Source organism: Actinomadura sp. 3N508, from assembly GCF_044326375.1.
Taxonomy (GTDB): Bacteria; Actinomycetota; Actinomycetes; order Streptosporangiales; family Streptosporangiaceae; genus Spirillospora.
This window is the reverse complement of record NZ_JBIRAX010000013.1, coordinates 36,152-58,992: the sequence shown is the minus strand read 5'-3', so window position 1 is coordinate 58,992 and position 22,841 is coordinate 36,152. Positions and strand designations below refer to the sequence as shown.

19 protein-coding genes and 1 tRNA gene are annotated in these 22,841 nt (G+C 72.2%); 11 read left to right on the top strand and 9 right to left on the bottom strand.

Features of this window, described 5'->3' with window-relative positions:
• Positions 1–351 precede the first annotated feature (351 nt).
• The 4 genes from ACH34S_RS35490 to ACH34S_RS35475 all read left to right on the top strand — a co-directional run bounded on the left by ACH34S_RS35490 (position 352) and on the right by ACH34S_RS35475 (position 3,448).
• Complete coding sequence (locus ACH34S_RS35490; RefSeq protein WP_395957274.1) at positions 352–1,542, top strand: sensor histidine kinase; 1,191 nt, start codon at positions 352–354, stop codon at positions 1,540–1,542.
• Between the two features lie 18 nt (positions 1,543–1,560).
• A complete protein-coding gene (locus tag ACH34S_RS35485) occupies positions 1,561–2,208 on the top strand; it encodes a response regulator (RefSeq protein ID WP_395957273.1) in 648 nt (215 codons plus the stop codon).
• A gap of 103 nt (positions 2,209–2,311) precedes the next feature.
• The gene (locus ACH34S_RS35480) at positions 2,312–2,623 is read left to right on the top strand and encodes a hypothetical protein (RefSeq protein WP_395957272.1); all 312 of its coding nucleotides are present in this window, start codon (positions 2,312–2,314) and stop codon (positions 2,621–2,623) included.
• 120 nt (positions 2,624–2,743) lie between these two features.
• On the top strand, positions 2,744–3,448 hold the full coding sequence (locus tag ACH34S_RS35475; protein WP_395957271.1) for a DUF4328 domain-containing protein: 705 nt from the start codon (positions 2,744–2,746) through the stop codon (positions 3,446–3,448).
• A gap of 4 nt (positions 3,449–3,452) precedes the next feature.
• On the opposite strand, the gene ACH34S_RS35470 is transcribed toward ACH34S_RS35475, so the two are convergent.
• The 3 genes from ACH34S_RS35470 to ACH34S_RS35460 all read right to left on the bottom strand — a co-directional run bounded on the left by ACH34S_RS35470 (position 3,453) and on the right by ACH34S_RS35460 (position 7,732).
• Positions 3,453–6,788: a DNA polymerase III subunit alpha gene (locus ACH34S_RS35470; RefSeq protein ID WP_395957270.1), complete on the bottom strand. Its 3,336-nt coding sequence runs from the start codon at positions 6,786–6,788 to the stop codon at positions 3,453–3,455.
• 1 nt (position 6,789) lies between these two features.
• Positions 6,790–7,065 carry a DUF6504 family protein gene (locus tag ACH34S_RS35465; RefSeq protein WP_395957269.1) on the bottom strand — a complete coding sequence of 92 codons (276 nt, stop codon included), beginning with the start codon at positions 7,063–7,065 and terminating at the stop codon, positions 6,790–6,792.
• A 397-nt stretch (positions 7,066–7,462) separates the two neighbouring features.
• Positions 7,463–7,732: a hypothetical protein gene (locus ACH34S_RS35460; RefSeq protein WP_395957268.1), complete on the bottom strand. Its 270-nt coding sequence runs from the start codon at positions 7,730–7,732 to the stop codon at positions 7,463–7,465.
• 340 nt (positions 7,733–8,072) lie between these two features.
• Between ACH34S_RS35460 and ACH34S_RS35455 the strand changes: the two genes are divergently transcribed.
• From ACH34S_RS35455 to ACH34S_RS35440, 4 genes are all read left to right on the top strand, one after another.
• Entirely contained in the window at positions 8,073–8,810 is a 738-nt protein-coding gene (locus ACH34S_RS35455; RefSeq protein ID WP_395957267.1) for a TetR family transcriptional regulator, read from the top strand.
• An 82-nt stretch (positions 8,811–8,892) separates the two neighbouring features.
• On the top strand, positions 8,893–9,855 hold the full coding sequence (locus ACH34S_RS35450) for a quinone oxidoreductase family protein (protein WP_395957266.1): 963 nt from the start codon (positions 8,893–8,895) through the stop codon (positions 9,853–9,855).
• Positions 9,856–9,928: 73 nt separating this feature from the next.
• On the top strand, positions 9,929–11,257 hold the full coding sequence (locus tag ACH34S_RS35445; RefSeq protein WP_395957265.1) for a DUF4389 domain-containing protein: 1,329 nt from the start codon (positions 9,929–9,931) through the stop codon (positions 11,255–11,257).
• Between the two features lie 77 nt (positions 11,258–11,334).
• A complete protein-coding gene (locus ACH34S_RS35440; protein WP_395957264.1) occupies positions 11,335–13,113 on the top strand; it encodes a serine/threonine-protein kinase in 1,779 nt (592 codons plus the stop codon).
• 43 nt (positions 13,114–13,156) lie between these two features.
• Here the strand turns inward: ACH34S_RS35440 and ACH34S_RS35435 are convergent, their stop codons facing one another.
• Positions 13,157–14,122, bottom strand: a complete 966-nt coding sequence (locus ACH34S_RS35435; protein WP_395957263.1) for an alpha/beta hydrolase — start codon at positions 14,120–14,122, stop codon at positions 13,157–13,159.
• Positions 14,123–14,232: 110 nt separating this feature from the next.
• Between ACH34S_RS35435 and ACH34S_RS35430 the strand changes: the two genes are divergently transcribed.
• Complete coding sequence (locus ACH34S_RS35430; RefSeq protein ID WP_395957262.1) at positions 14,233–16,041, top strand: serine/threonine-protein kinase; 1,809 nt, start codon at positions 14,233–14,235, stop codon at positions 16,039–16,041.
• A 133-nt stretch (positions 16,042–16,174) separates the two neighbouring features.
• Here the strand turns inward: ACH34S_RS35430 and ACH34S_RS35425 are convergent, their stop codons facing one another.
• Complete coding sequence (locus ACH34S_RS35425) at positions 16,175–16,819, bottom strand: LysE family translocator (protein WP_395957261.1); 645 nt, start codon at positions 16,817–16,819, stop codon at positions 16,175–16,177.
• Between the two features lie 151 nt (positions 16,820–16,970).
• Here ACH34S_RS35425 and ACH34S_RS35420 point away from each other — a divergent pair, with 151 nt between their 5' ends.
• Positions 16,971–18,512 (top strand): ArnT family glycosyltransferase, encoded by a 1,542-nt coding sequence (locus ACH34S_RS35420; RefSeq protein WP_395957260.1) that lies wholly within the window; start codon positions 16,971–16,973, stop codon positions 18,510–18,512.
• Here the strand turns inward: ACH34S_RS35420 and ACH34S_RS35415 are convergent, their stop codons facing one another.
• Genes ACH34S_RS35415 through ACH34S_RS35400 form a run of 4 tightly spaced genes read right to left on the bottom strand, consistent with a single transcriptional unit; the run spans position 18,513 to position 22,075 of the window.
• On the bottom strand, positions 18,513–19,172 hold the full coding sequence (locus tag ACH34S_RS35415; RefSeq protein WP_395957259.1) for a DUF1444 domain-containing protein: 660 nt from the start codon (positions 19,170–19,172) through the stop codon (positions 18,513–18,515).
• A 41-nt stretch (positions 19,173–19,213) separates the two neighbouring features.
• Complete coding sequence (locus tag ACH34S_RS35410; protein ID WP_395957258.1) at positions 19,214–20,716, bottom strand: cobyric acid synthase; 1,503 nt, start codon at positions 20,714–20,716, stop codon at positions 19,214–19,216.
• The gene (locus tag ACH34S_RS35405; RefSeq protein ID WP_395957257.1) at positions 20,713–21,609 is read right to left on the bottom strand and encodes a cobalamin biosynthesis protein; all 897 of its coding nucleotides are present in this window, start codon (positions 21,607–21,609) and stop codon (positions 20,713–20,715) included. The genes ACH34S_RS35410 and ACH34S_RS35405 overlap by 4 nt, the downstream gene beginning before the upstream one ends.
• Positions 21,584–22,075, bottom strand: coding sequence for a phosphotransferase (locus tag ACH34S_RS35400; protein WP_395957428.1), 492 nt, complete (start codon positions 22,073–22,075; stop codon positions 21,584–21,586). Before ACH34S_RS35400 ends, ACH34S_RS35405 begins: the two co-directional genes overlap by 26 nt.
• Before the next feature lie 415 nt (positions 22,076–22,490).
• On the opposite strand from ACH34S_RS35400, the gene ACH34S_RS35395 reads away from it, so the two are divergent.
• Positions 22,491–22,564: transfer RNA gene (locus tag ACH34S_RS35395), tRNA-Arg, on the top strand.
• Positions 22,565–22,841 lie beyond the last annotated feature (277 nt).

Genomic DNA, 22,841 nt, shown 5'->3' with positions numbered 1-22,841 from the left:
TTTGGTACGCCTTTACAAGCCACTCGGTTCGCCATCTGTTCCCAGGTGTCGCCCGAATCACAAGGTCAACGCTACGCGTCCCCTCTGACATTCTCGAACCTTTATTCGACCGGCTCAGGACCGGCGGCGGCCGCGCAACGACTCGGCGATCTCCATGGCGGGCATCACGATGCCGCCGTAGATCACGAAGGCCGCGAACGCGAGGACGAACGGTACATAGATCAGGTACATGCCTCCAGCGTGCGCGAGGCCGCCCGGCCTCCGCATCGGGCGCGGGATCGGTCCCGGGGCGCGGAGCATCGGCCGAACGGTCGATCCGGCGGTCGGCCGCGGGTCGTACGCTCCTTGGGCGTGAGCGACATCGGGGCACGGCTGGACCGCATCCACCTGCTGGGCGGCTGCCTGGCGCGCACCGCCTACGCCGCGTTCGCCGGGATGTACCTGCTGGGCTGCCTCGTCGCCGGGCCCCCGTTCAGCCCCGCCGTGTGGCCGGTGCTCGTCGCGGCCGTGGCCAACGCCGCCGCCATCTCGGGACGGCGCTTCGAGGTGTGGGCGATCACCGCCGGGTCGCTGTCGGCGCTCGCCACCCTTCTCTTCGCGATAGAGCCGGGAGGCGCGGCCGAGGTCGCCGTCCCGAGCCTGTTCGCCGAGATCGGCGCCATGCTGATCCTCCTCGTGCGGACGGCGTGGAAGATGCCGCGGCGGCGGCTCGTCCTCACGGCCCTGCTGCTCGGCGCCGCGATCCTGTCGACGCCGCTGCGCTGGTCGGCGCTCGCGGCGGTGCTGTTCACCGCGCCGCTCGGCATCACCGTCGCGATCGCCGCCGGCATCGGGCTCTACCTGCGGGCGATGGACGCGCGGCGCGCCAGGTCCCTCGCCGCGGCGCGCCGGGACGAGCGGCTGGACCTGGCCCGCGACCTGCACGACTTCGTCGCCCACCATGTGACCGGGATCGTCGTCCAGGCGCAGGCGGCGCGGTTCGCGGCCCGGTCCGGTGCCGCGCCGCCCGGGCCGGACGAGCTGGACGACCTGTTCGGCGGCATCGAGAAGGCCGGCACGGAGGCGCTCACCTCGATGCGCCGCATGGTCGGGCTGCTGCGCGACGCCCAGCACGTCAACGCGGCCGACGGGGACGCGCGCGGGGCTGTCCACCGTCCCGTCGGGGACATCGCGCGGATCCAGGAGCTCGTCGAAGGGTTCACCCATCCGCCCGCCGCGCTGGCGATCGCGCCCGATCTCGGCACGCTGCCGCCCGAGGTGGCGGCGTCCGCGCACCGCGTCGTGCAGGAGGCGCTCACCAATGTCCGCAAGCACGCCGCCGACGCCGCGTCCGTCCGGGTGACGCTCGCGCGCGTGGGCGGCGAGGTCGAGGTGGCCGTCCGGGACGACGGGCGGGGACGCGGGCGGCGCCTGCCGTCCGGCGGGTTCGGGCTGACCGGGCTCGCCGAGCGGATCGGCGCGCTCGGCGGGCGGCTGCACGCCGGTCCGCGGCCCGAAGGGGGCTGGGAGGTCGTCGCCGTCCTGCCCGCCGGGGACCGGTGACCTGACAGAATCGGCGCCGTGGCCATCCGCGTACTGATCGCCGACGACCAGCAGATGGTCCGGACCGGGTTCCGGATGATCGTCGACTCGCAGCCCGACATGGAGGTGGTCGGGGAGGCCGCGGACGGCGCGGAGGCCGTCGCGCTGGCCCGCCGCCTCCGCCCCGACGTGTGCCTGTTCGACATCCGGATGCCCGCGATGGACGGCCTGGAGGCGACCCGCGTGCTGGCCGGTCCCGGCGTCGAGGACCCGCTCCGCATCGTCATCGTCACGACGTTCGACATGGACGAGTACGTCTACGGGGCGCTGCGCGGCGGCGCGGTCGGGTTCCTGCTGAAGGACAGCGGCCCCGCACTGCTGCTGGAGGCCGTCCGGGCGGCGGCGAACGGCGAGTCGCTGGTGTCGCCGTCGATCACGGTGCGGCTGCTGGAGCGGCTGGCGAAGCCGCCCACCGCGCCGCCCCCGCCGCGCGAGCCGCTCACCGACCGGGAGCTGGAGGTCGTCCGGCTCGTCGCGCGCGGCCGGACGAACGAGGAGATCGCGGCGGAGCTGTACGTGTCGCTGTCCACGGTCAAGACGCATCTCGGCAGCGTCCACCGCAAGCTCACCACCCGGAACCGGGTCGAGACGGCGGCGTGGGCGTGGGAGTCGGGCCTCATGACCTGACCCCGGGCACGGGGACCGGAGGGCTCGAAGGACACGGGGGAAGGACAGTGCGCTGGCACCGGAGTCGCTGAACGGGCTGCCCACGGCGGCCGTCGCCGTCTGGGTGCTGTGCGCCGCGGGATGGGGCGTCGTCCTCGCCCGCCTGCGCGCCGGGGTCCACGGACCGGCGCGCGGCCCCTGCCTCTTCGCGCACACGATCACGCCCGCGGGCATCGTCCTGACGTGCGCGCTGATCGGCTTCGGGTCGCTGTACGCGACGATCGCGCTGGCCGCCGAATGGTGGGCGCTGCTCCTGGTCACCGGGTTCCGTCCCGAACGGCTCCTCAGCACCGGCGGGCTCGGCCGTCTCGCCGCCTGGGCCGCGGTCACCGCCGCCGTCGTATATCTCATGACACGGCTCGTGTTCCCGGCGTGAGAATCCGCCCCCGGATGTGAAGATCCACACGTGGGCGGCCCGAACCGGCGGCGGGACGCATAAGTCAAACGTACGTAGTATCCAAAGCAGCGAATCGCAAAGGCCGTCGGAGGTGAACCCATGCCGTGTGCGCTGTGCGGCGACATCATCCCGTCCGAGGTCACCCGGTGCCCGGCATGCGGAGCATGGGCGCGCCGCCGCGACTTCCGCGCCGTCGGCGTCGCCGTGTTCATGCTGCTCGGCTTCAACGCGTTCGTCGCCCTCGGCTCCGGCATCAGCCTGCTTCGCCTTTCGCATCCGCTGCGCGGGGCCACCCACGACAACTATGACTCCGTCGCCACCGGGAAGATCCTCGCCCCCTACGTGGACGTGTTCAGCATCAGCGCGATCATGGCCGTCGTCACCGGGGTGCTGTACCTGATCTGGCTGTGGCGCGCCTACCGGCAGTCGCCGGGCCCGCACCGGCACCACCGGGCCTGGGTCCTGCTCGGCTGGCTGTGCCCCGTCGTCAACCTGTGGCTGCCGCCGCGCATGGTCTACGAGGTCTGGGTCAACAGTGGCCGGTACCGGACGGCCGAACGCCAGGCCGCGGGCCTCGTCGTCGCGGCCTGGTGGGTGTGCGCCCTCCTCGGCCTGGTCCTCGGGCGCGCGTTCACCCACGGCAGCGTCGACACGCTCGCCGACGCGCGCTTCGACGTCCACGTCGGCGTCGCCGCGGCCGCGTTCCAGGCGCTCGCCGCCTGCCTGTGCATGGCCACGGTCTTCCAGATCACGCGGCTGCAGTGCCTGACGGTGACGCCGTCGACCTCGGCCCCCGGCGGCTGAGCGGCTAAGGGCCAGAGCTGCCCCGGCTGCTGTGCCACAGGCGCGCGGCGGGCGGCCGTTTGATCGCCGGCCCCGCATGCCCGACGTCGGAGTACGGGGACATCGCGAACCCGGTCGGCTGGACGATCCGGCGGCCGACGGGCCGCGCGGGCGGGGACGGGGCGTCCATGGCGGCGCGGGCGGCGTCCGGGCCGCCGCGGCGCCACGCGTCATCGAGGGCGTTCAGATCCCAGCAGCCGTCCGCGGTGATCGAGACGGCGCGGCCGCCCCCGGCGCGGCGGACGCGCCCGCGCGCGACCAGCAGCCAGCACCCGAAGACCGTCGCGGCGCAGCGGTCCTGCACGGACTCGAAGAACGTGAGGTCGACGGGGCCGGTCGCGTCGTCCAGCGTCGCGAAGATCACCCGCTGGCCGGACCGGACCGCCGGGGTCTGCGTGGCGACCTTGACCCCGGCGACCAGCACCTCGCTCCCGGCGGGACGCCCCGGCAGGTCGGCGGCCCGGACGACGCCGAGCCCGGCGAGCAGCCCCTCGTAGAAGGTGATGACGTGGCGGCTGACGTCCATGCCGAGGATGTCCAGCTCCGCCTCGACCACCTCGGCCGGGGTCATCGGCGGCAGCTCGCCCGCGGGGATCTCCTCCAGCAGGGCGGGCGGCGTGCCGTCCTCCTGAGCCAGGGAGAGCTGGCCTTCCATGACGTGGGCCGGACGGGTGTTCACACGCTCCAGGGCGCCGACGCGGCAGAGGAGATCGCGGCGCGGGACGTCGTGCACGGTGTCGAACCCGCCCGCCAGGACCAGCCGCTCGGTCGTCGGGCGGGACACGCGGGCCCGGCGCCAGAAGTCGCCCAGCGACGCGTACGGCCGGGCCGTGACGATCTTGGTGACCTCGCCGTCGGAGATGCCCTTGACCTCGCTCAACGCCACCCGGATTCCGGCCGGGCCGCCCTCGGAGACGGGCTCGGCATGCCACGCCGCCGCCGACCGGTTGACGTCCAGGGGCAGGATCGGGACGCCGAAGTGCCGCGCGTCGTCCAGGATGACGCGCTTGGGGTACAGGCCGGGGTCGTGGGTGAGGACGCCCGCGTAGAACGCAGCCGTGTGGTGCCGTTTCAGCCAGGCCGACTGGTAGGTGGGCAGCGCGAACGACGCGGCGTGCGCCTTGCAGAACCCGAACGCGCCGAACGCGGTCAGCATCCGCCAGACCCGCTCGACGGACGCCTCGTCGTAACCGCGCGCCAGCGCCGTCTTGCGGAACCACGCGCCCACCACGGCCTGGCCGCGCTCGTGGTTGAGGTTCCGGCGCGCGGCCTCGGCCCGGGAGAGGCCGCATCCGGTCATCACGTCGAGGACGCGGAGCACCTGCTCGTGGAAGACGATCACGCCGAGGCTCTCCCGCAGCACCGGTTCGAGGTCGGGATGGGGGTAGGCGGGCTCGCGGGTCCCGGCACGGGCCTCCAGGAACGGCGTCACCATGTCGGAGTTGACCGGGCCCGGGCGGAACAGCGAGATGTCGAGGACGAGGTCGTCCAGGTCGCGCGGCTGGAGCCGGCCGATCAGCTCGCGCTGTCCCGGCGACTCGATCTGGAAGCAGCCGAGCGTCCGGGACGTGCGGACCAGCGCGTACGTGGCGGGGTCGTCGCGCGGGACGTCCTCCAGCGCGATCGTCTCACCTGTCAGCCGGGCGACCTCCGCGACCGCGTGCGCCATCGCCGACTGCATCCGCACGCCGATGACGTCGAGTTTCAGCAGGCCCATCGCCTCGACGTCGTCCTTGTCGAACTGGCTCATCGGGAACCCGACGGCGGCCTGCTCGACGGGCGTCCGGTCGCGCAGGGACGGGTTCGACAGCAGGACGCCGCACGGGTGCATCGCGATGTGGCGGGGCAGGCCGTCCAGGCGCTCCGCGATGCGGAACATGACCTCCAGGCGCCCGCTCGCCAGGTTGCTCTGCCGCAGCTCGGGCAGATCGTCCAGCGCGGCCCGGATCTGGCTCGCCCTGATCTGCGGGAACGCCTTCGCGATCGCGTCGATCTCCATCGGCGGGAGCCCGATGGCGTTGCCGACGTCGCGGAGCGCGCTGCGCGCCCGGTAGGTCTCCATCATCGACACGCAGGCCGTGCTCTCGGCGCCGAACCGGTCGAACAGCGCCTCGTAGGCCTCAAGGCGCCGGGCGGACTCGACGTCCAGGTCGATGTCGGGGAGGCCGTCGCGGCTGTCGGCGAGGAACCGCTCCATGACCAGGTCGTGCCGCAGCGGGTCGAGGTCGCCGATGCCGAGCAGGTAGTTGACCAGGCTGCCCGCGCCGGAGCCGCGGATCGCGCACCGGATGCCGCGCGACCTGATCAGCGCGGCGGCGTCGGCGACCGTGAGGAAGTAGGACGCCAGCCCCTTCCGGGCGATCACGCCGAGCTCGTCGTCGAGCCGCGCCGCGGCCCTCCGTGACCCTTCCAGGCCGCGCCGGGACAGCCCGTCCGAGCAGCGGGCGACGAGGCGGGCGTACGGGTCGCCTTCGCTGATCGGGAGGTGGACGTCGTCCATGCCGAGATCGCGCCCCGCGTCCAGGACGCAGCGTTCGGAGAGCCGCCGGGTCGCGGCGAGGAGCGCGTCCGCCTCGTCCGCGCCGCAGCTCAGCTCCGCGACGCGGCGCATCTCAGGGACGGACTTCAGGTAGGCCTGCCCGGTGCGGTCGTCCAGGTGCCGCCGGTCGAGCGGGACGAGGCGGCGCGTCACGTCCAGCACCTGCGCGACCGGATGATCGGACGGCTCCAGATAGCGGACGGCGTTGCCGAGCACGGCGGGCACCCCGGCCTCGCGGGCGAGCGCGAGCATCCGCGCCGCGCGCGGCCCGTCGCCCCGGTCATGGTGGTCGACGATCTCGATCGCGGTCTCGGCCGTGGCGCGCCATTCCGCCAGCCGCGCCGCCGCCACGTCCGGACGGCGGCCGGTGACGGCGCGTCCCACGTCCGACGCCGGGCCCAGCAGGACGACGAGGCCCTCCGCGTGCGCACCGACCATCTGCCGCGTGACCACCGGTTTCCCGCGCTCCCCCGCCGAATGCGCCGCCGTCACCAGCCGGCACAGCGACCGCCATCCGGCCCGGCCCTCGGCGAGCACCACGATCCGCTCCTCGCCCGTGGACGCGACCCTGAGGTCGGCGCCGACGACGGCCCCGATCCCCGCGTCCGCACATGACCGAACGTGACGGACCGCGCCGTACAGCCCGTCCCGGTCGGTCAGCGCGAGCGTCTCCATGCCGAGGCCCGCCGCACGCTCGGCCAGCGCCGCGGGCGGTGCGACGCCGTACCGCAGCGAATAGCACGAGGCGACGTGAACGTGCACGTCAGTCCCATACCCGGGATAGCAGCCAGCTGTCGGCGGCCACCTCATGCCGCAGCTCGTAGACGCCGATCTCGCGGTCCGGAGTCGCCTCGATCCGCCAGAACTCCCGCTCTCCGGTGGCCTCGCCGTCGGGCTGCTGCTCCCGCCACCAGTCACGGGTCGTGACCCAGTGCTCCAGCACCCGCCGCACGGTGTAGAGCCGGCCACGCCAGACGAACCGGACAGGACGTCCATCGCTCACCCAGACGTCCACCGGGTCGCCGAACACGCGTGTCATCTGCCTCCCCCTCGCGCTCACCGCACGGGGGAAGAACATGCGGGAATTCGAACAAACGTTCGCGTCCGAGTCTAGGGAAGCCGCCCGCACGGGAGCAAGGTGGAGAGAACCTCAACCGAGACCACGGGTCGTGCGGCCGGAGGCGCTCCAGCGCCGGAGGTCGCACGACCCGAGCACGGCGGGTGCGTTTCGCGAGACGCGCCAGCGGATCGGGAAGCGTGCCCGCCGTGCCAACAGGGGTTCCAGGGGGTCGCCCCCCTGGGCAAACACAGCGCCCAGCGCCCGGAGGTCGCAGGACCCGAGCACGGTGGGTGCGTTTCACGGGACGCGCCAGCGGCCCGGGAAGCGTGCCCGTCGTGCCTGACGGGGGTTCCAGGGGGTCGCCCCCCTGGGAGAATCAGCACAATCTGCTGAGGCGGTCGGCCACCGTTGCGGCCTCGGTGACGCCGGCCATGCCGCCGCCCGGCCACAGGTAGTACCAGCCGTCGCCGCACGGGGTCGCGACGACCATGATCTGGCGGCGCGTCCGCGTGCCGGACACGCTCAGCAGGGACTCCCCGGGCCCGGCGAACCTCCAGGAGAGCCCGCGGACCTCGACTTCGTGCGCTAGTGCCGCGAGATGACGCCGGCGCACCTCGGCGATCTCCCGTCCACCGACTACTGACACATCAGCCTGCCTCAGCATGGTCCGAGCCGCCGGGCGATGACCTTCGGCGACCGTCCGGCAACAGTTGGTGACCGACCCTCAGCATGACCCGAATCCGCGGCCTGTGCAGGGGATTCCCAGAGAGTGGGACGCCTGATTCCAGAGCGGGCGGGGATGGACCGCGGAGGGCGGCGCGACGCGCCGAGCGGGTGTGCGCCAATCGCACGCGGCCCGTTCCGGACGTTGGAACCCCGTCGCCCATGCGGAGGACCCGTCCGTGATAGAAGCCTTTGAGGGTGGGGCGTCCATCCCGCCCGGCCAAGCGCATAGGCATAGGTACAGGCATAGAAGGAGCGAGCCGATGAGCGCCGTCCCCGCCGGCGACCCGTCAGGCACCACCGGCCCCAGCTCCACCGACCCGAACTCCACCGACCTTGGCCCCGCGGAGCCGGAGCCCGCAGAGCCGGAGCCCGCGCCCGCCCGTGCGCTCGCGGGGCTTCGCGAGCGCAAGAAGCAGCGGACCCGGCTCGCGCTCGTCGACGCGGCCTTAGAGCTGTTCGTCTCGAAGGGGTACGAGGCGACGACGATCGACGAGATCGTCGCGGCCGTGGAGGTGTCGCAGCGGACGTTCTTCCGCTATTTCGCCACCAAGGAGGACGTCGTCACGAGCTTCCTCGGCGAGCACGACCGGCTCCTCGCGGAGGCCCTCGCCGCGCGTCCGCCCGAGGAGCGGCCGTTCGCCGCGCTGTACGAGTCGCTGCGCGTGGTGCTGCGGACGATCGCGGAGGGCGACCCGGCCGACAGCGCCCGGTTCCGCCGCGTCCGGCAGGTGATCGAGGCGACGCCGTCGCTGATGGCGGCGCAGATGGCGCGGTACGGGGCGGCGACGGAGGCGCTGGCCGCCGAGATCGCCCGGCGCGAGGACGTGGACCCCGGCGCGGACCTGCGTCCCAGGGTCGTCGTCGCGTTCTTCATGGCGGCGACCAAGATCGCGTTCGAGGACTGCGCCCGGCTGGACATCTGGGAGCCCGCGACCGTCGCGGCCCGCGTGGAGGAGTCCGTCGCGACGGTCGGCCGCACCATGCGCGACTGGGTTTGACCTTCTCCGCGGTGGAATAGCCCGCGGGAACGACCGGTTGCCGAGATCAAGTTCACCGTCCAGGCAGGCAGGAGAGCACGGCATGCGCGCGATCGTGATCACCGAGAACGGCGGCCCCGAGGTACTGACGGCCACGCAACGGCCGGACCCGGAGCCGGGCCCCGGCGAGGTGCTGATCGACGTGGCGGCGGCGGGCGTCAACTTCATCGACGTCTACTACCGGACGGGCGCCTACGCGAAGGACCTCCCCTACACGCCGGGCATCGAGGCGGCCGGGACGGTCGCGGCGGTCGGCGACGGCGTCCAGGGGTTCTCCGTCGGTGACCGCGTCGCCTCCAGCGATGTGCTGGGCGGCTACGCGGCGAAGGCGCTGGTGGCGGCGGACCGGCTCGTCCCCGTCCCGGACGGGGTGGGCCTGGAGGACGCGGCGGCCTCGATGCTGCAGGGCATGACCGCGCACTACCTGACCCGGTCGACGTATCCGATCAAGGAGGGCGACACCGTCCTCGTGCACGCGGCCGCGGGCGGGATGGGGCTGCTGCTCACCCAGGCGGCCAAGGCGCTCGGCGCCCGGGTGATCGGGACGGCGTCCACGCCGGAGAAGGAGAAGCTCGCGAAGGACGCGGGCGCGGACGTCACGATGGGGTACGACGGCTTCGCCGGCCGGGTCAGGGAGCTGACCGGCGGTGAGGGCGTCGCGGCCGTGTACGACGGCGTCGGCGCGCCGACGTTCGAGGGGAGCCTCGCGAGCCTGCGGCTGCGCGGCACGCTGGCGCTGTACGGGGCGGCGGGCGGGAAGGTGCCGCCGTTCGACCCGCAGCGGCTCAACCCGGCCGGTTCGCTGTTCCTCACCCGGCCGATGCTCGCCCACCACGTCGTCACCCGCGACGAGCTGCTGGAGCGGGCGACCGACGTGCTCCGGTGGGTGGAGACGGGAGATGTCCGGATCCGGGTCGGGCATCGCTACGATCTTGCGGAGGCCGGCGCCGCGCACGCCGATCTGGAGGCGCGGCGGACGACGGGCAAGCTCCTGCTGATCCCTTGATCGCCGGTTCCGGGCACGGCGGCTCCTTTAGGCTGAGTCCGGAATATACGATCTTCGAGGAGTCCCGTCCGCCATGACCACATACGCCGCCGAACCGCTGGAGCAGGACGAACCGCGCGTCCTCGGGCCCTACCGCCTGCTCGGACGGCTCGGCCGCGGCGGCATGGGCACCGTCTACCTGGGGGCGGAGCCGGACGGCCGCCGCGTCGCGGTGAAGGTCGTCAACCGGGAGCTGGCCGGGGAGCCGGCGTTCCTCGCCCGGTTCCGCCGCGAGGTGACGGCGGCGCGGCGCGTGCACCGGTTCTGCACCGCGCCCGTCCTGGACGCCGGGCTCGACCAGGACCCGCCCTACATCGTCACCGAGTACATCGACGGGCCGAGCCTGGAGAAGGCGGTCGGCGGCAAGGGCCCGCTGCCCGGCTCCGACCTGGAGGGCGTCGCGGTCGGCGTCGCGACGGCGCTGGCCGCGATCCACGGGGCCGGGATCGTCCACCGCGATCTGAAGCCCGCGAACGTGCTGCTGTCGTCCACCGGGCCCCGAGTGATCGACTTCGGGATCGCGCGTGCGCTGGACGCCGCCGACGGCCCAACCCGCACCGGCCAGTTCGTCGGGACGCCCGCCTACATCGCGCCGGAGGTGCTGCGCGGCGAGCCGGTCGCGCAGGCGTCGGACGTGTTCTCGTGGGGCTGCGTCGTCGCCTACGCCGGGACGGGACGTCCCCCGTTCCAGGGCAAGACGGTCGCGGAGACGTTCCACCGCATCGGCAACGACGAACCCGACCTCGACGGCCTCGACCCGCGGCTGCGCGAGGTCGTCGCCGCCGCGCTCGGCAAGGACCCGCACGGCCGTCCGACCGCGCGGCAGCTCCTCACCCGGCTCGTCGGCCAGGACAGCCCGGAGCACGCGGCGGAAACGATCTCGACCACCTGGACGGGACCGGTCCCGGCACAGGGCGCCTCGAACGGTTCCGGCGCTTCGGACGCGAGGGTGCCGCGGGCGCGGCCCGTCCCCGACCTGGAGGAGCCGGCGGCCGAACCGGCCCGAGCGGCCTCCTCCCCTTCCCCCGCTCCCCGCGAGCCCGCCGCGGACGGGACGACGGTCATCGTCGACCTGCCGTTCCCGGCGGAGTGGCAGGGCCCCAGGCGCTGGTTCACGTTACTGAGGGGCCTGCTGGTGCTCCCGCATCTGATCGTGATGATGGCCATGTTCGTCCTGCTGGTGGTCGTGCTGGCGCTGAGCTGGCTGGTCATCCCGTTCACCGGCCGCTACCCGCGCCGCCTGTACGGGCTGGTCGTGGGCTGGCAGCGCTGGTCCGCCCGGGTCGTGGCGTACGCGTTCGGCCTCACCGGCGAGAAGTTCCCCCCGTTCCGGACTCTCCCGCGCGCACGCCGAACGCGCTAGCGACTATGCGCGTCTGAATTGGCACAGCCCGCTAGGGTTCTACGCAAACGACTCCCTATTTCCAGTTCAGGATCAGAATGACCACGCACGCAGGAGAGAACGGCGAGGCCCTGCGCCCGGAGGACCCCGCGGAACTCGGCCCCTACCGGCTGGTCGGCAGGCTCGGCCGCGGCGGCATGGGGACGGTCTATCTCGGCGAGGACCACGGCGGCCGCCGCGTCGCCGTCAAGGTGATCAACCGGGAGCTGGCCGGGGAGGGCGCGTTCCGGGACCGGTTCCGGCGCGAGGTGACGGCCGCCCGGCAGGTCCGCCGGTTCTGCACCGCGCCGGTCGTCGACGCCGAGCTGGACCAGGATCCGCTGTACGTCGTCACCGAGTACATCGAGGGCCCGAGCCTGGAGCGCGCCGTCGCCGACCGGGGCCCGCTGCCCGGTTCCGACCTGGAGGGCGTCGCGGTCGGCGTCGCCACGGCGCTGGCCGCGATCCACGGGGCGGGGATCGTCCACCGCGATCTGAAGCCCGCGAACGTGCTGCTGTCGTCCACCGGGCCCCGCGTGATCGACTTCGGCATCGCCCGCGCGCTGGACGCCGCCGACGGCCCCACCCGCACCGGCCAGTTCGTCGGGACGCCGAACTACCTGCCGCCCGAGCTGCTGCGCGGCGAGCCGGTCACGCCCGCCTCGGACGTGTTCTCGTGGGGCTGCGTCGTCGCCTACGCCGGGACGGGCAGCGCCCCGTTCGCGGGCAACACCGTCCCGGAGATCTTCTACCGCGTCGCGCACGACGCGCCGAAGCTGGACGGCCTCGACGCGGACCTCCGGGACGTCGTCGCCGCCGCGCTCGACAAGGACCCGCGGAACCGCCCGGCCGTCCAGGAGCTGCTGGGCCGGCTCGTCGGCAACGGCACCACCGACCCGGCGACGCTCGCCCAGACCGTCCAGGCGGGCTGGCACGGCGCCCTGGCCGACCCGACCGTCCACGCGCGCACCGGCCCGCCCGGCGAGACGACGCACGCCCAGGTCCCCGGTCAGACACCCGCTCAGGCGCATGGTCAGGCGCACGGTCAGGCCGGGTTCCAGCAGCCGACGGCGATGCTCGGGGCCGACGCGACGCGCAGCGACGCCCGGCCGTCCGGCCGCGGCTCCGGCGGGCTCCGCCGCCGCCCGCTGATCATCGCCGGGGCGGCCGCCGCCGCGCTGGCCCTGCTCGCCGTCGTCGGGTTCACCGTCCTGAACGCGGGCGGGCCGCCCGACAACCTCGCCACGACGTTCAGCGACGACTTCTCCAACGACGACTCCGGCTGGGAGAGCTTCGGCGACGACTACCGCTACCGCGACGGCAAGTACTGGATGCAGACCAGCGAGTCGACCGGGTCCGTCGCCCGGTGGGTTCCGCAGGACGACGTGAAGACCATCCCCGACAAGGTCCTCGCGACCGTGACGGTCGAAGTCGCGCAGGGCCCGCCCGACGCCATGTTCGGGATGCTGTGCCGCGCGAACAACAACAACAGCACGCTCACCCAGTACATGTTCCTGATCCGCAACGACGGCAAGGGCGCGGTGCTCCGCAAGGTCAACGGGAGCCAGGGCAACAAGGAGCTCGCCGCCCCCGACTCGGTGCCCGGCTACTCCCCCAAGGACACGAACAAGATCCAGATCGCCTGCGAGGGACGGAACGGCGGCAAGGAGGTCCGGCTGCGGCTCTGGGTCAACGGCGACCAGGTCATCGACGAGACGGACGCCGACCAGCCGCTCGGCAACGGCTGGATCGGGCTGGAGCTCCAGCGGGGCGGGAACCCGGCCCAGCCGGTGAGCGCCCGGTTCGACGACTTCGACATGTCGAAGATCCGCGGTTAGCGCCCACGGCGGCTCGGGCCCGCCGCCCCGCCGCCCCGGTGGCCTAGGCGTCCCGGGAGGGCAGGTAGGCGTGCGTCCAGCGGGTCAGCTCGGCGAACACCTGCGTGCGGGCGGGCTCGGCCGACAGCACCAGGTCGTGCAGGCCGCCGTCGATCCGGACGAGCGTGACGTGCCGCCCGATCCTGGGCGCCCACCGCGCCATGTGCTCGACGTCCAGGACGGCGTCGGCCCCGGTCACGTCCAGCACCTTGCGGGTCGGGCGGACGCTCCGCGTCGACGCCATGACCAGCACGGGCACGTCCACGTCCAGGCCCCTGTGCAGGTGGAGCTGCCCGCGGCGGACGGCCGCCAGCCACCCGGCCCGCACCGGGAACCCGAGGATCGGCTTCCAGGCGAGGTCGAAGTCCCATTCGCCCTCGTGGTCGCGGTGGATGCTCCGCGGATACCGGTCGGACACGCCCGCCGGCAGCTTCGCCTTCGGGAACCGCGGCCGCAGCGCCCGCGCCAGGCCCGCGCCGAGCTTGCGCATCACCAGCGGCTCCGCGATGTCGAGGAAAGGGCTGTTGAGGAACACGCCGTCGACCAGGCCTTCGCCCTTGGCCTTGTCGGCCCACAGGGCGGCGATGAGGCCGCCGGTCGAGTGGCCGTTCAGCAGGAGCGTGCCGTGGCCGTCCACGTCCCGGACGATCCGGACCGCCTCGTCGATCTCCGGGAAGTAGTCCGACAGGCTCTCGATGTAGTTCGGCGTCTGGTGCGGGCGCAGCGACCGCCCGTACTTCCGCAGGTCGAGCGCATAGAAGTCGAAGCCGAGTTCCAGGTAGAAATCGGCCAGATGCTTCTGGAAGAAGTAGTCGACGAACCCGTGCAGGTACAGGACGGCTCCCCGGCCGGACGGCTCGTCCCCGCGCCGCCGGACGAGCGTCGCGACGACCTCGCCTTCGGCGTCCCGGCCCATCGGCAGCTCGATCGCCTCGTACCCCGGGCCGAGCACATCCGGCGTCACGTCCACGCTTCCTCCCAGGCCATGCGAACTCATTCCCCTTGATGGAACGTCATAGAGACTGAACAGTAAGACCGTCCGAACCACAACACAGCCCTCCGGCCCCCGGGAGTCGAGCCATGCAGGCCCCACTTCGTGACCGTGACCCGCAGCGGCTCGGCCCGTACCGTCTCACCGGCAGGCTGGGCCGCGGCGGCATGGGCACCGTCTACCTCGCCGAGGACGGCTCCGGCCGGCAGGTCGCGGTCAAGGTCATCAACACCGAACTCGCCGACGACGAGGCGTTCAACGAGCGGTTCCGCCGGGAGGTGACCGCGGCGCGGCAGGTCCGGCGGTTCTGCACGGCCGCGGTGCTGGACGCCCGGCTGGACGGCGAGCCGCTGTACATCGTCACCGAGTACGTCGCCGGCCCGTCCCTGGACGACGCCGTCAAGGAGGGCGGCCCGCTGCGCGGCGGCGACCTGGAGTCCCTCGCGGTGAACATCGCGACGGCGCTCAGCGCGATCCACGGCGCCGGGATCGTGCACCGCGATCTCAAGCCGTCCAACGTGCTGCTGTCCCCGACCGGCCCGCGCGTGATCGACTTCGGCATCGCCCGCGCGCTGGACTCCTCCGACGGCCCGACCCGCACCGGCCAGTTCGTCGGCACCCCGGCCTACATCGCGCCGGAGCTGATGCACGGCGCGGAGATCACGCCCGCGGCCGACGTGTTCTCCTGGGGCTGCGTCGTCGCCTACGCCGGCACCGGCCGCGTCCCGTTCGGCGGCGGGACGCTCCCCGAGGTCATCAACCGGGTGACGAGCGGCGAGCCCGACCTCGACGGCCTCGAACCGTCCGTCCGCGCCATCGTCGCCCGGTCGCTGGCGAAGGCCCCGGCCGAGCGCCCGACGGTCAAGCAGCTCATCAGGGCCCTGACCGGCGAGGACGAGCCACCCGCGGCCCCGCCCACGTTCGTCCTGCCGCACGCGGACGCCCCGGCTCCCCCGCCCCCGAAATCCGCCGTTTCGACCCGCCTGGAGGAATCGGGCGATTCGACGGAGCCGCCCGCGCCGGGCGGACCGGCTCCGTCGTTGCCGCAGGGCACCGCCGAGCAGCCCGTCGCGGTGACGAGTCCGGTGAACGCGCCGCCGCCCCCTCCCCGTGCGCGTCCCGCCGCGCCGCGTCCGGCTGCGCGGGGTCTGCTCCAGCATCGGCGGCCGCTTATCGCGGCGTTCGCCGTGGCGGCCATCACCGTCCCGATCCTGGCCGGCGTGCTCGCTCCGGGGCCTGACGGTGTGCGCAACGGCAGCGAGGCCGCCACGACCTCTGGCTCTGGCTCTGGCTCCGGCTCTGGCTCCGGCTCCGGTTTCGGCGAGGAGCCGCCGGAGGTCAAGGAGAAGGTCTTCGAGGACGACTTCAAGGACGACGGCTCGGGCTGGAAGAAGGCGTCGACGCCGAGCTGGGACGCGTCCTACCGCGACCGCAAGTACGAGCTGCACGTCCTCCCCACGACGACCGGGACCGTCGTGGACGCGCCCGTGAACGACGTCCCCGAGTCGCAGCTCGTGGACGTGAAGGTCGAGTCGGCCGAGGGCGACGGCGGTGAGGCGGGGGTCTACTGCCACGGCCAAAGCCGGGGTTTCGCGTTCCTGCTCCGCAAGGACGGCCGGGCCCGCATCGCCAAGATGGACGGCCTCAAGCTGACGGACCTGGCGACCGGCACCGCCACCCAGCTCCGCAACAACGAGAACCGCGTCCAGGCCGCGTGCGTGCAGGACGGTTCGCAGGTGAACCTCGGCCTCTGGGTGAACGGCAAGGCCATCACGACCACCACCGCCCCCGCACCGGACGAGGACGCCGGGCCGAGCGGCCTGATCGCGTTCCGTCCGGAAGGAACCACGGGCTGGCCCGAGGCGACGTTCGACGACTTCGCACTCTGCGAGGTCTAACACCCCGGGACGGCCGCCCTGGGACGGCCGCCCAGGACCGAGGCGCCGGAGAGCCCGGGCGGCCGGAGCCGAGGGGCGTCAGGGCCGAGGTCGCCGGAGTGCCGGACGGCCGGAGCTCGGGGCCCGGGGGGCGCTAGTCTTTGCGGCCGGTCGTCGCGACGGTGACGCCGAGGCCGATCATCATCAGCCCGCCGGCGCCGCCGATCGCGGCGAGGCGGCGGGGCGAGCGGGCGAACCAGTCGCGGGCCGTCCCGGCGGCGATGCCCCAGACGCTGTCGCTCAGCAGCGCGATCACCGCGAAGAGGAGCCCGAACACCATCATCTGCAGGGCCACGTGCCCATGCTCCCGCACGACGAACTGTGGGAGGACGGCCGCGAAGAACACGGTCGTCTTCGGGTTCGTCACGCCGACCACGAAGCCCTGCACGAGGGCCCGCAGGTCACCGCCGCCTTGCCGCTCCTCGTCCGCGCCGATCGTCTCCTGCAGCGAGCGGCGGTGCCGGATGGCCTGCACTCCGAGGTAGATGATGTAGACGGCGCCCACGATCTTCAGGGCGGTGAACACGACGGCGGAGCGTTCCACGATCGAGCCGACGCCGAACGCGACGGCGACGGTCAGCACGAGCGCGGCGAGCACGCCGCCGACGACCCCGGCGAGCGCGGTGCGGCGCCCGTGCGCGAGCGCCCGCCCGACGACGAAGAGCACGCTGGGCCCCGGAATGATGATGATCGCGAAGGCCATAGCGGAAAAGGCCAGTATCTGATCTGTCGACACCATGACCGCGACATTACGCAGCCCGTCCGACATGTCCCACCGAATATTGCGGCCGCTGCGCCGCCGTCGGAACGATCCCACCTGGATGGACGCTGTCCAGGGGTGGCCGTTTCAAGATCGTGACGGGAACGCCGACCCGGGCTAGGTTCGTCGCATGTCCGCCCCTGCCTCCGCGGCGTCCGGCCGTCCGGTCGAGATCCCGCGCCCCGCCCCGTCCGCCGCGTTCGCCTGGCGGCCGGTGCTGCTGATCGCCGGCGTGCTCGGCATCCTGCTGCTGGCGCTCAGCGCACGGTACGGCTATCACCGCGACGAGCTGTACTTCCGGGTCGCCGGACGGCACCTGGACTGGGGCTATCCGGACCAGCCGCCGCTGATGCCGCTGCTCGCCCGCGCGATCACGGCCGTGTTCGGCGACTCGCTCGTCGCGCTGCGCGTCCCGTCCGCGCTGTTCGCCGCCGCGGGCGTGCTGGTCGCGGGGCTGACGGCGCGGGAGATGGACGGCGGACGGCGCGCGCAGCTGCTGACCGCCGCCGCGTACGCGGTGTGCCCGTTCGCCGTCGCGGCCGGTCACCTGTTCTCCACGGCGACGCTCGACCTGCTGCTGTCGACGACGATCGTGTGGCTGGCGGTCAGGTGGGTCCGGACCCGCGACCAGCGGCTGCTGCTCGCCATCGGCGTCGTCGCGGCGATCGCCCTGAACGTCAAGTACCTGGCCGGGTTCCTGCTGGTCGCGATCGTCGCGGGGCTCCTGATTTCGGGACCGCGCGAGTTCCTGCGGCGCCCGATGCTCGCCGCCGGAGTCCTGATCGCAACAGCCGCAGCCATCCCCGGGCTGCTGTGGCAGGCCGACCACGGCTGGCCGCAGCTCGACATGGCCGACGCCATCGCCGGCAACGCCGACTTCGGCGGGCGGCCCGGATTCATCCCGTTCCAGATACTGCTGACCGGGATCTTCCCGTCCTGGCTGTGGATCTACGGGCTGTGGCGGACGTACCGGTCCGACGATCTGCGGCCGTTCCGGTTCGTCGGGTACGCGTACGTGCTGCTGACCGTCCTGTTCCTGATCACGGCGGGCAAGCCGTACTACGTCGCCGGGCTCTGGGCGGCGCTGTGGGCGGCCGGCGCGGTGGAGATCGAGCGGAACGGCGCACCGCGCGGCTTCGGCTGGCTCGCGTCCGTCCCGGTGTTCGCGATCACCGCGGTCACGACCATCCTGCTCACGCTGCCCGTGTACCCGGTGAAGCAGCTGGCCGCCACGCCACAGCCCGCCGTCAACGGGGACTCGGCGGAGACGGTCGGCTGGCCCCGCTTCGCCGCCCAGATCGCGCAGGTCTACCGGACGCTGCCGCCGGACGAGCGGTCGAAGGCGACGATCGTCGTGAGCAACTACGGGGAGGCGGGCGCGCTCGACAGGTACGGGCCCGACCTCGGGCTTCCCCGCGCCTACAGCGGTCACAACGGCTACTGGTACTTCGGCCGCCCGGCCGACACCGGCGGGCCGACCATCGTCGTCGGCCCGGAATCGCTCGCGGGCGCGTCCTACCTGGGGCAGTTCTGGACGGACGTGCGCCCGGTCGGCGAGATCGACAACGGCGTCGACCTGGACAACCAGGAGCAGGGCAAGCCCATCTGGATCTGCCGCGGGCAGCGTGCCCCGTGGCCGGAGCTGTGGCCGCGCCTCAAGACACTTTCGTGATCAGCCCTGGAAGGCGTCCCAGGCGGCGGAGCCGCCGGTGCCGCCGCGCCGGACCAGCAGGTCGTGGGAGAGCAGGCTCCCGGCGGGCACGTCCCACTGCGGGTCGCCGCCGGTGTCGCCGCGGTCACCGGCCCACACCTGCGCGACGGTCCAGCGGAGCTTGTCGACGCCGTCCGGATGGCCGGATCCGGACGCGACGAACACGTCCCGCGCCGGGACGGCCACGACGAGGTCTCCGTCGACGTCCTGGGCGAGCTTGTCAAGGAACCCCTCATCGAGCAGGAGGCTCGCCTCCAGGGCCCCGCGCCCGGCCGCCGCCGTCCCGCCTCCGCTGAGGGAGACCGTCACGGCGCGGACGTCCGGATACCAGTTCAGGCTCAGCTCGGGACGCCGATCACGCAGGTTCAGCACGGCCCGCCGGCGCAGCTCCTCGGGCCGCACCCCGAGCTCGGCGCAGTGCCGCCGCGCCACATGCTCGTGCCGCCGCCCGGACGGGACGGCCTCGTCGGCGATCTCCAGCGCGTAGGTGACGTACAGATCGGCGGTGAACGGGTCGCGGATCGGCTCCTCCTCCGGCGGCAGCGGGAACTCCAGCTGGACCTCGGCCGGGACCCGCGCCTTCATCAGCGGGACGATCAGACTGGACCGCGGCTCGGTCACGGGACGCTCTCCTCTGGCTGCGGCCGGTGCTTTCGAATGGATCACCCTACCGCCGCGGGAGGCGCCCCGCCCGGCGGGAGGACGGGAAGCCCGCGCGGCGCACCGCCCTCAATGATCCGCCACACGGCATCGGTGTCCAGGTGCTCTTCGACGAGGTCGCCGAGCGCGTCCAAGGTCGTCTCCCGCAACGCCTGGAACGACACATCGGGCGCGGGCGTGAAGTCGCGGCCGCTCTCCCGCGCGACGTCCTTGAGAAAGGCCCGCCTGAACCCGTCGTTCTCCATTGCGCCGTGCCAGGTCGTCCCCCAGACGGCACCCTTCCGGCACCCATCCAAAAACGGCTCGCCCTCGGCGGTCACCACACCATGGTGGATCTCATAAGCGAGAACGTCCTCCCCGTAAGCCCGCCCCTCCGGCCGCCCGAGGACCTTCTCCGCACCGAACTCAACTCTCGCGGGCAGCAGGCCGAGCCCGTCAACCCGCCCCGCACCCGACTCCACGAGATCGACGATTTCCTCGGCGAGCATCTGATAGCCACCGCAGATACCGAGCACGGGCCGTCCCTCCCGGGCCCGCCTCAGCACTTCATCGGCCATTCCCCGCTCTCGCAGCCAGGCGAGGTCGCTCACCGTGGCCCGCGTTCCCGGCAGGACGACCAGATCGGCCTCCACCAGATCCCCGACGCTCGCCGCATAGCGGACGACGACGCCCGGTTCGCATGCCAGCGCGTCCAGATCCGTGAAGTTCGAGATCCGCGGAAACCGGACCACAACGATCCGCAGCGGATCTCTCCCGACCGGGCCTCTCGCATCAGGCCGGGGGGCGTCCAAAGCCAGCGTGTCCTCAGAATCCAGGTAAAGCCCAAGCGTCCAGGGCAGCACCCCCAGGGTGGGACGCCCGGTGAGCTTGTAAAGCTGCTCAAGCCCGGGCTCCAGCAGTTCCCTGGCGCCGCGGAACTTGTTGATGACGAATCCCGCGATCAGGGCCTGGTCCTCAGCCTCCAGCAGAGCCACCGTCCCGTACAGCGACGCGAAAACACCGCCCCGGTCGATGTCCCCGACAACGACCACGGGCAATTCGGCGGCACGGGCGAGCCCCATGTTCACGATGTCGCGATCCCGCAGATTGATTTCAGCCGGACTGCCCGCACCCTCGCAGACGACAACGTCATACTCGCCCTGAAGCTCCGCGAGACTGCTCCGCACGACACCACTGAGCCACTCCGTGCGCTCCCCGTACTGAAGCGCGTCGACCTCCGCCACCGGACGTCCCAGAACCACGACCTGACTTCTCCGATCGCTGCCCGGTTTGAGCAGCACCGGATTCATCGCGGCCCGCGGCTCCACTCCCGCGGCCTGCGCCTGCATGTACTGCGCCCGCCCGATCTCGGCCCCGTCACTAGTCACCATCGAATTCAGCGACATGTTCTGGGCCTTGAACGGCGCGACCTTAACCCCGCGCCTCGCCAGCCACCGGCACAACCCCGCGGTGACAACGCTCTTGCCCGCGTCCGAGGTGGTCCCGGCGACGAGCAGCCCGCTCACCGCAGGCTCCAGATCACGGCCGCCGCCGCGAACGTCACCACGGCCGAAAGCCCCACGGCCCTCCTGATGTCCCGCGCTTCCGGAGCCCGCCCGTCCCCCATTTCAGGACGCCTCTCAACGCGCCCCCCGTACTCGTTCACGCCTCCCAGCCGCACGCCCAATGCCCCCGCGAACGCCGCCTCGCACCGTCCCGCATTCGGGCTCGGATGCTTGCTCCCGTCCCTCCGCAGAACCCGCCACGCATCACGTCCCGAACAAAGCGCGACGAGAGCCCCGGTAACCCTCGCCGGAACCCAGTTGGCAACATCGTCCAACCGCGCGGCCGCCCACCCGAACCGCTCATACCGCGGATTCCGATACCCGACCATCGCGTCCAGCGTGTTCACGGCCCGATACATGAGCAACCCCGGAACACCCGCAACGGCCCCCCACACCAAAGGAGCCACCGCCGCATCGGACGTATTCTCCGCCACGGACTCCACAACGGCCCGCGCCAGCCCATCCTCGTCCAACCCGCTCGGATCCCGCGCGCACAAATGCGGAAGCCGCTCCCGAGCACCGGCCAAATCCCCGCCCTCCAACATGCGCGCCATGACAAGCCCTTCACGCCCCAGGGTCGTCCCGCCGAGCACAGCCCAAGTACACCCCGCGGTAACCAGAACACTCCCCCGCCCAACCCGATCGAGCACAACCCCCACAACGCCCGCGCCCCCCACCAAAACACTCACATAAACAACCCCCCGCCATCGAGAATCCGCATAAACCGCCCGCTCCATCACCGAAGCGACCCGCCCGAACCCGGCAACCGGATGCCACCTCTTCGGATCGCCGAAAAGCGCGTCCAGCGCCACGCCCAGCAGGAGCCCCTCACCAGAGACACGCATCAAGCTCATCCCAGTTCCGCTCCAGCCAATCCTGCGCCCGAAGTATCCGCTGCCCCGCCCCACCGTGCCACATCCGAGCCCACCCGCCCCCGCCCTCGGCCCGGGCCCGCATGACCCGATAAGACCGCTCAAACCGAACCCGAGCCGCGGGAAGCACATCTTTCCGAGCCTCCCGCCCCAGCCCATAAGCATCACAGAAGGCCCGCAACCGCGCCCCGACCTCAACCCCATAAAACACCCCATCCCGATCGGCCGGATCAGCGATCGGCCCCCAATGCCGCAACGCCGTCACCACATCGAACAACCGCGTAGTAGGACGAGCCAGATCGAAATCAATCAACGCCACCGGCACCCCACCCCGGAAAACCACATTCTCCGGTGTGACATCACAATGCCCAATAACCTCGGGCTCCCCATCCAGATTCGACGTCTCCCCATCCCAAGGAGCCCCCTCAGGAGCCTCATACGAGGCCACCGCCTCGTGATACCGCCGCAACAACCGCCCGACACCCCTAAGCGCGTCCTCCGACCCCACATACCCGGGCAACGGCTGGGACGGCACCTCCCCCGGCACCCAACTCAGCACCTCCCGCCCCCGCTCATCGACCCCCAGCACCCGCGGCGCCCCGTCGAACCCCACCGCCTCCAGATGCCGCAGCAACCCGTGCACCGCCGGACTATGCGCCCGCAACGGCCTCCGCACCGTCTCCCCGACCCGCACCACGCCCTCCGACACGGCCCCGCCGGAGAGCGCCACTTCAAAGTCCACCGCCACAGCACCCAAAGATAAGACCCCCCATACACCACCTTCGCCCGCTCACACCGTTATAGATGTGGAGCCGAACGACCCACCCCCTTACACTGTGTCCCGGCGTCCCGCCGGGCGCCGGGCGCCCGTAGCTCAGCTGGACAGAGCATCGGACTTCTAATCCGACGGTCGCGGGTTCGAATCCTGCCGGGCGCGCCCCTATCTGACCTGCGGTTTTACCACTGCCAAGATCCAGGATTCTGTCCCAGAATGTCTCCGTGTCTGCTCGATGTCTGCTCGGCTGTCGCGGACCGGTCGCTAGGCCGTCCTCCGTCCCGCTCGATCATCGGTGTCGGGCGCCCTTGGCCGGTGTACGGGGAGCCCTTGGAAATGGCGGTTGTGCGGGGGGCTGTAGGCCTCTTGGGACCTGCCGGACGTAAAGCGGGAGCCGGGGTCCGCATCTCCACGTGCTGCTTGGGATGCGGACCCCGGC

Excerpts from the sequence above, each read along its gene's own strand:
- ACH34S_RS35475 (WP_395957271.1), top strand. The coding sequence starts at position 2,744 with ATGCCGTGTGCGCTGTGCGGCGACATCATCCCGTCCGAGGTCACCCGG.
- ACH34S_RS35465 (WP_395957269.1), bottom strand. The coding sequence starts at position 7,065 with ATGACACGCGTGTTCGGCGACCCGGTGGACGTCTGGGTGAGCGATGGA.
- ACH34S_RS35455 (WP_395957267.1), top strand. The coding sequence starts at position 8,073 with ATGAGCGCCGTCCCCGCCGGCGACCCGTCAGGCACCACCGGCCCCAGC.
- ACH34S_RS35450 (WP_395957266.1), top strand. The coding sequence starts at position 8,893 with ATGCGCGCGATCGTGATCACCGAGAACGGCGGCCCCGAGGTACTGACG.
- ACH34S_RS35445 (WP_395957265.1), top strand. The coding sequence starts at position 9,929 with ATGACCACATACGCCGCCGAACCGCTGGAGCAGGACGAACCGCGCGTC.
- ACH34S_RS35440 (WP_395957264.1), top strand. The coding sequence starts at position 11,335 with ATGACCACGCACGCAGGAGAGAACGGCGAGGCCCTGCGCCCGGAGGAC.
- ACH34S_RS35430 (WP_395957262.1), top strand. The coding sequence starts at position 14,233 with ATGCAGGCCCCACTTCGTGACCGTGACCCGCAGCGGCTCGGCCCGTAC.
- ACH34S_RS35425 (WP_395957261.1), bottom strand. The coding sequence starts at position 16,819 with ATGGTGTCGACAGATCAGATACTGGCCTTTTCCGCTATGGCCTTCGCG.
- ACH34S_RS35420 (WP_395957260.1), top strand. The coding sequence starts at position 16,971 with ATGTCCGCCCCTGCCTCCGCGGCGTCCGGCCGTCCGGTCGAGATCCCG.
- ACH34S_RS35405 (WP_395957257.1), bottom strand. The coding sequence starts at position 21,609 with ATGAGCTTGATGCGTGTCTCTGGTGAGGGGCTCCTGCTGGGCGTGGCG.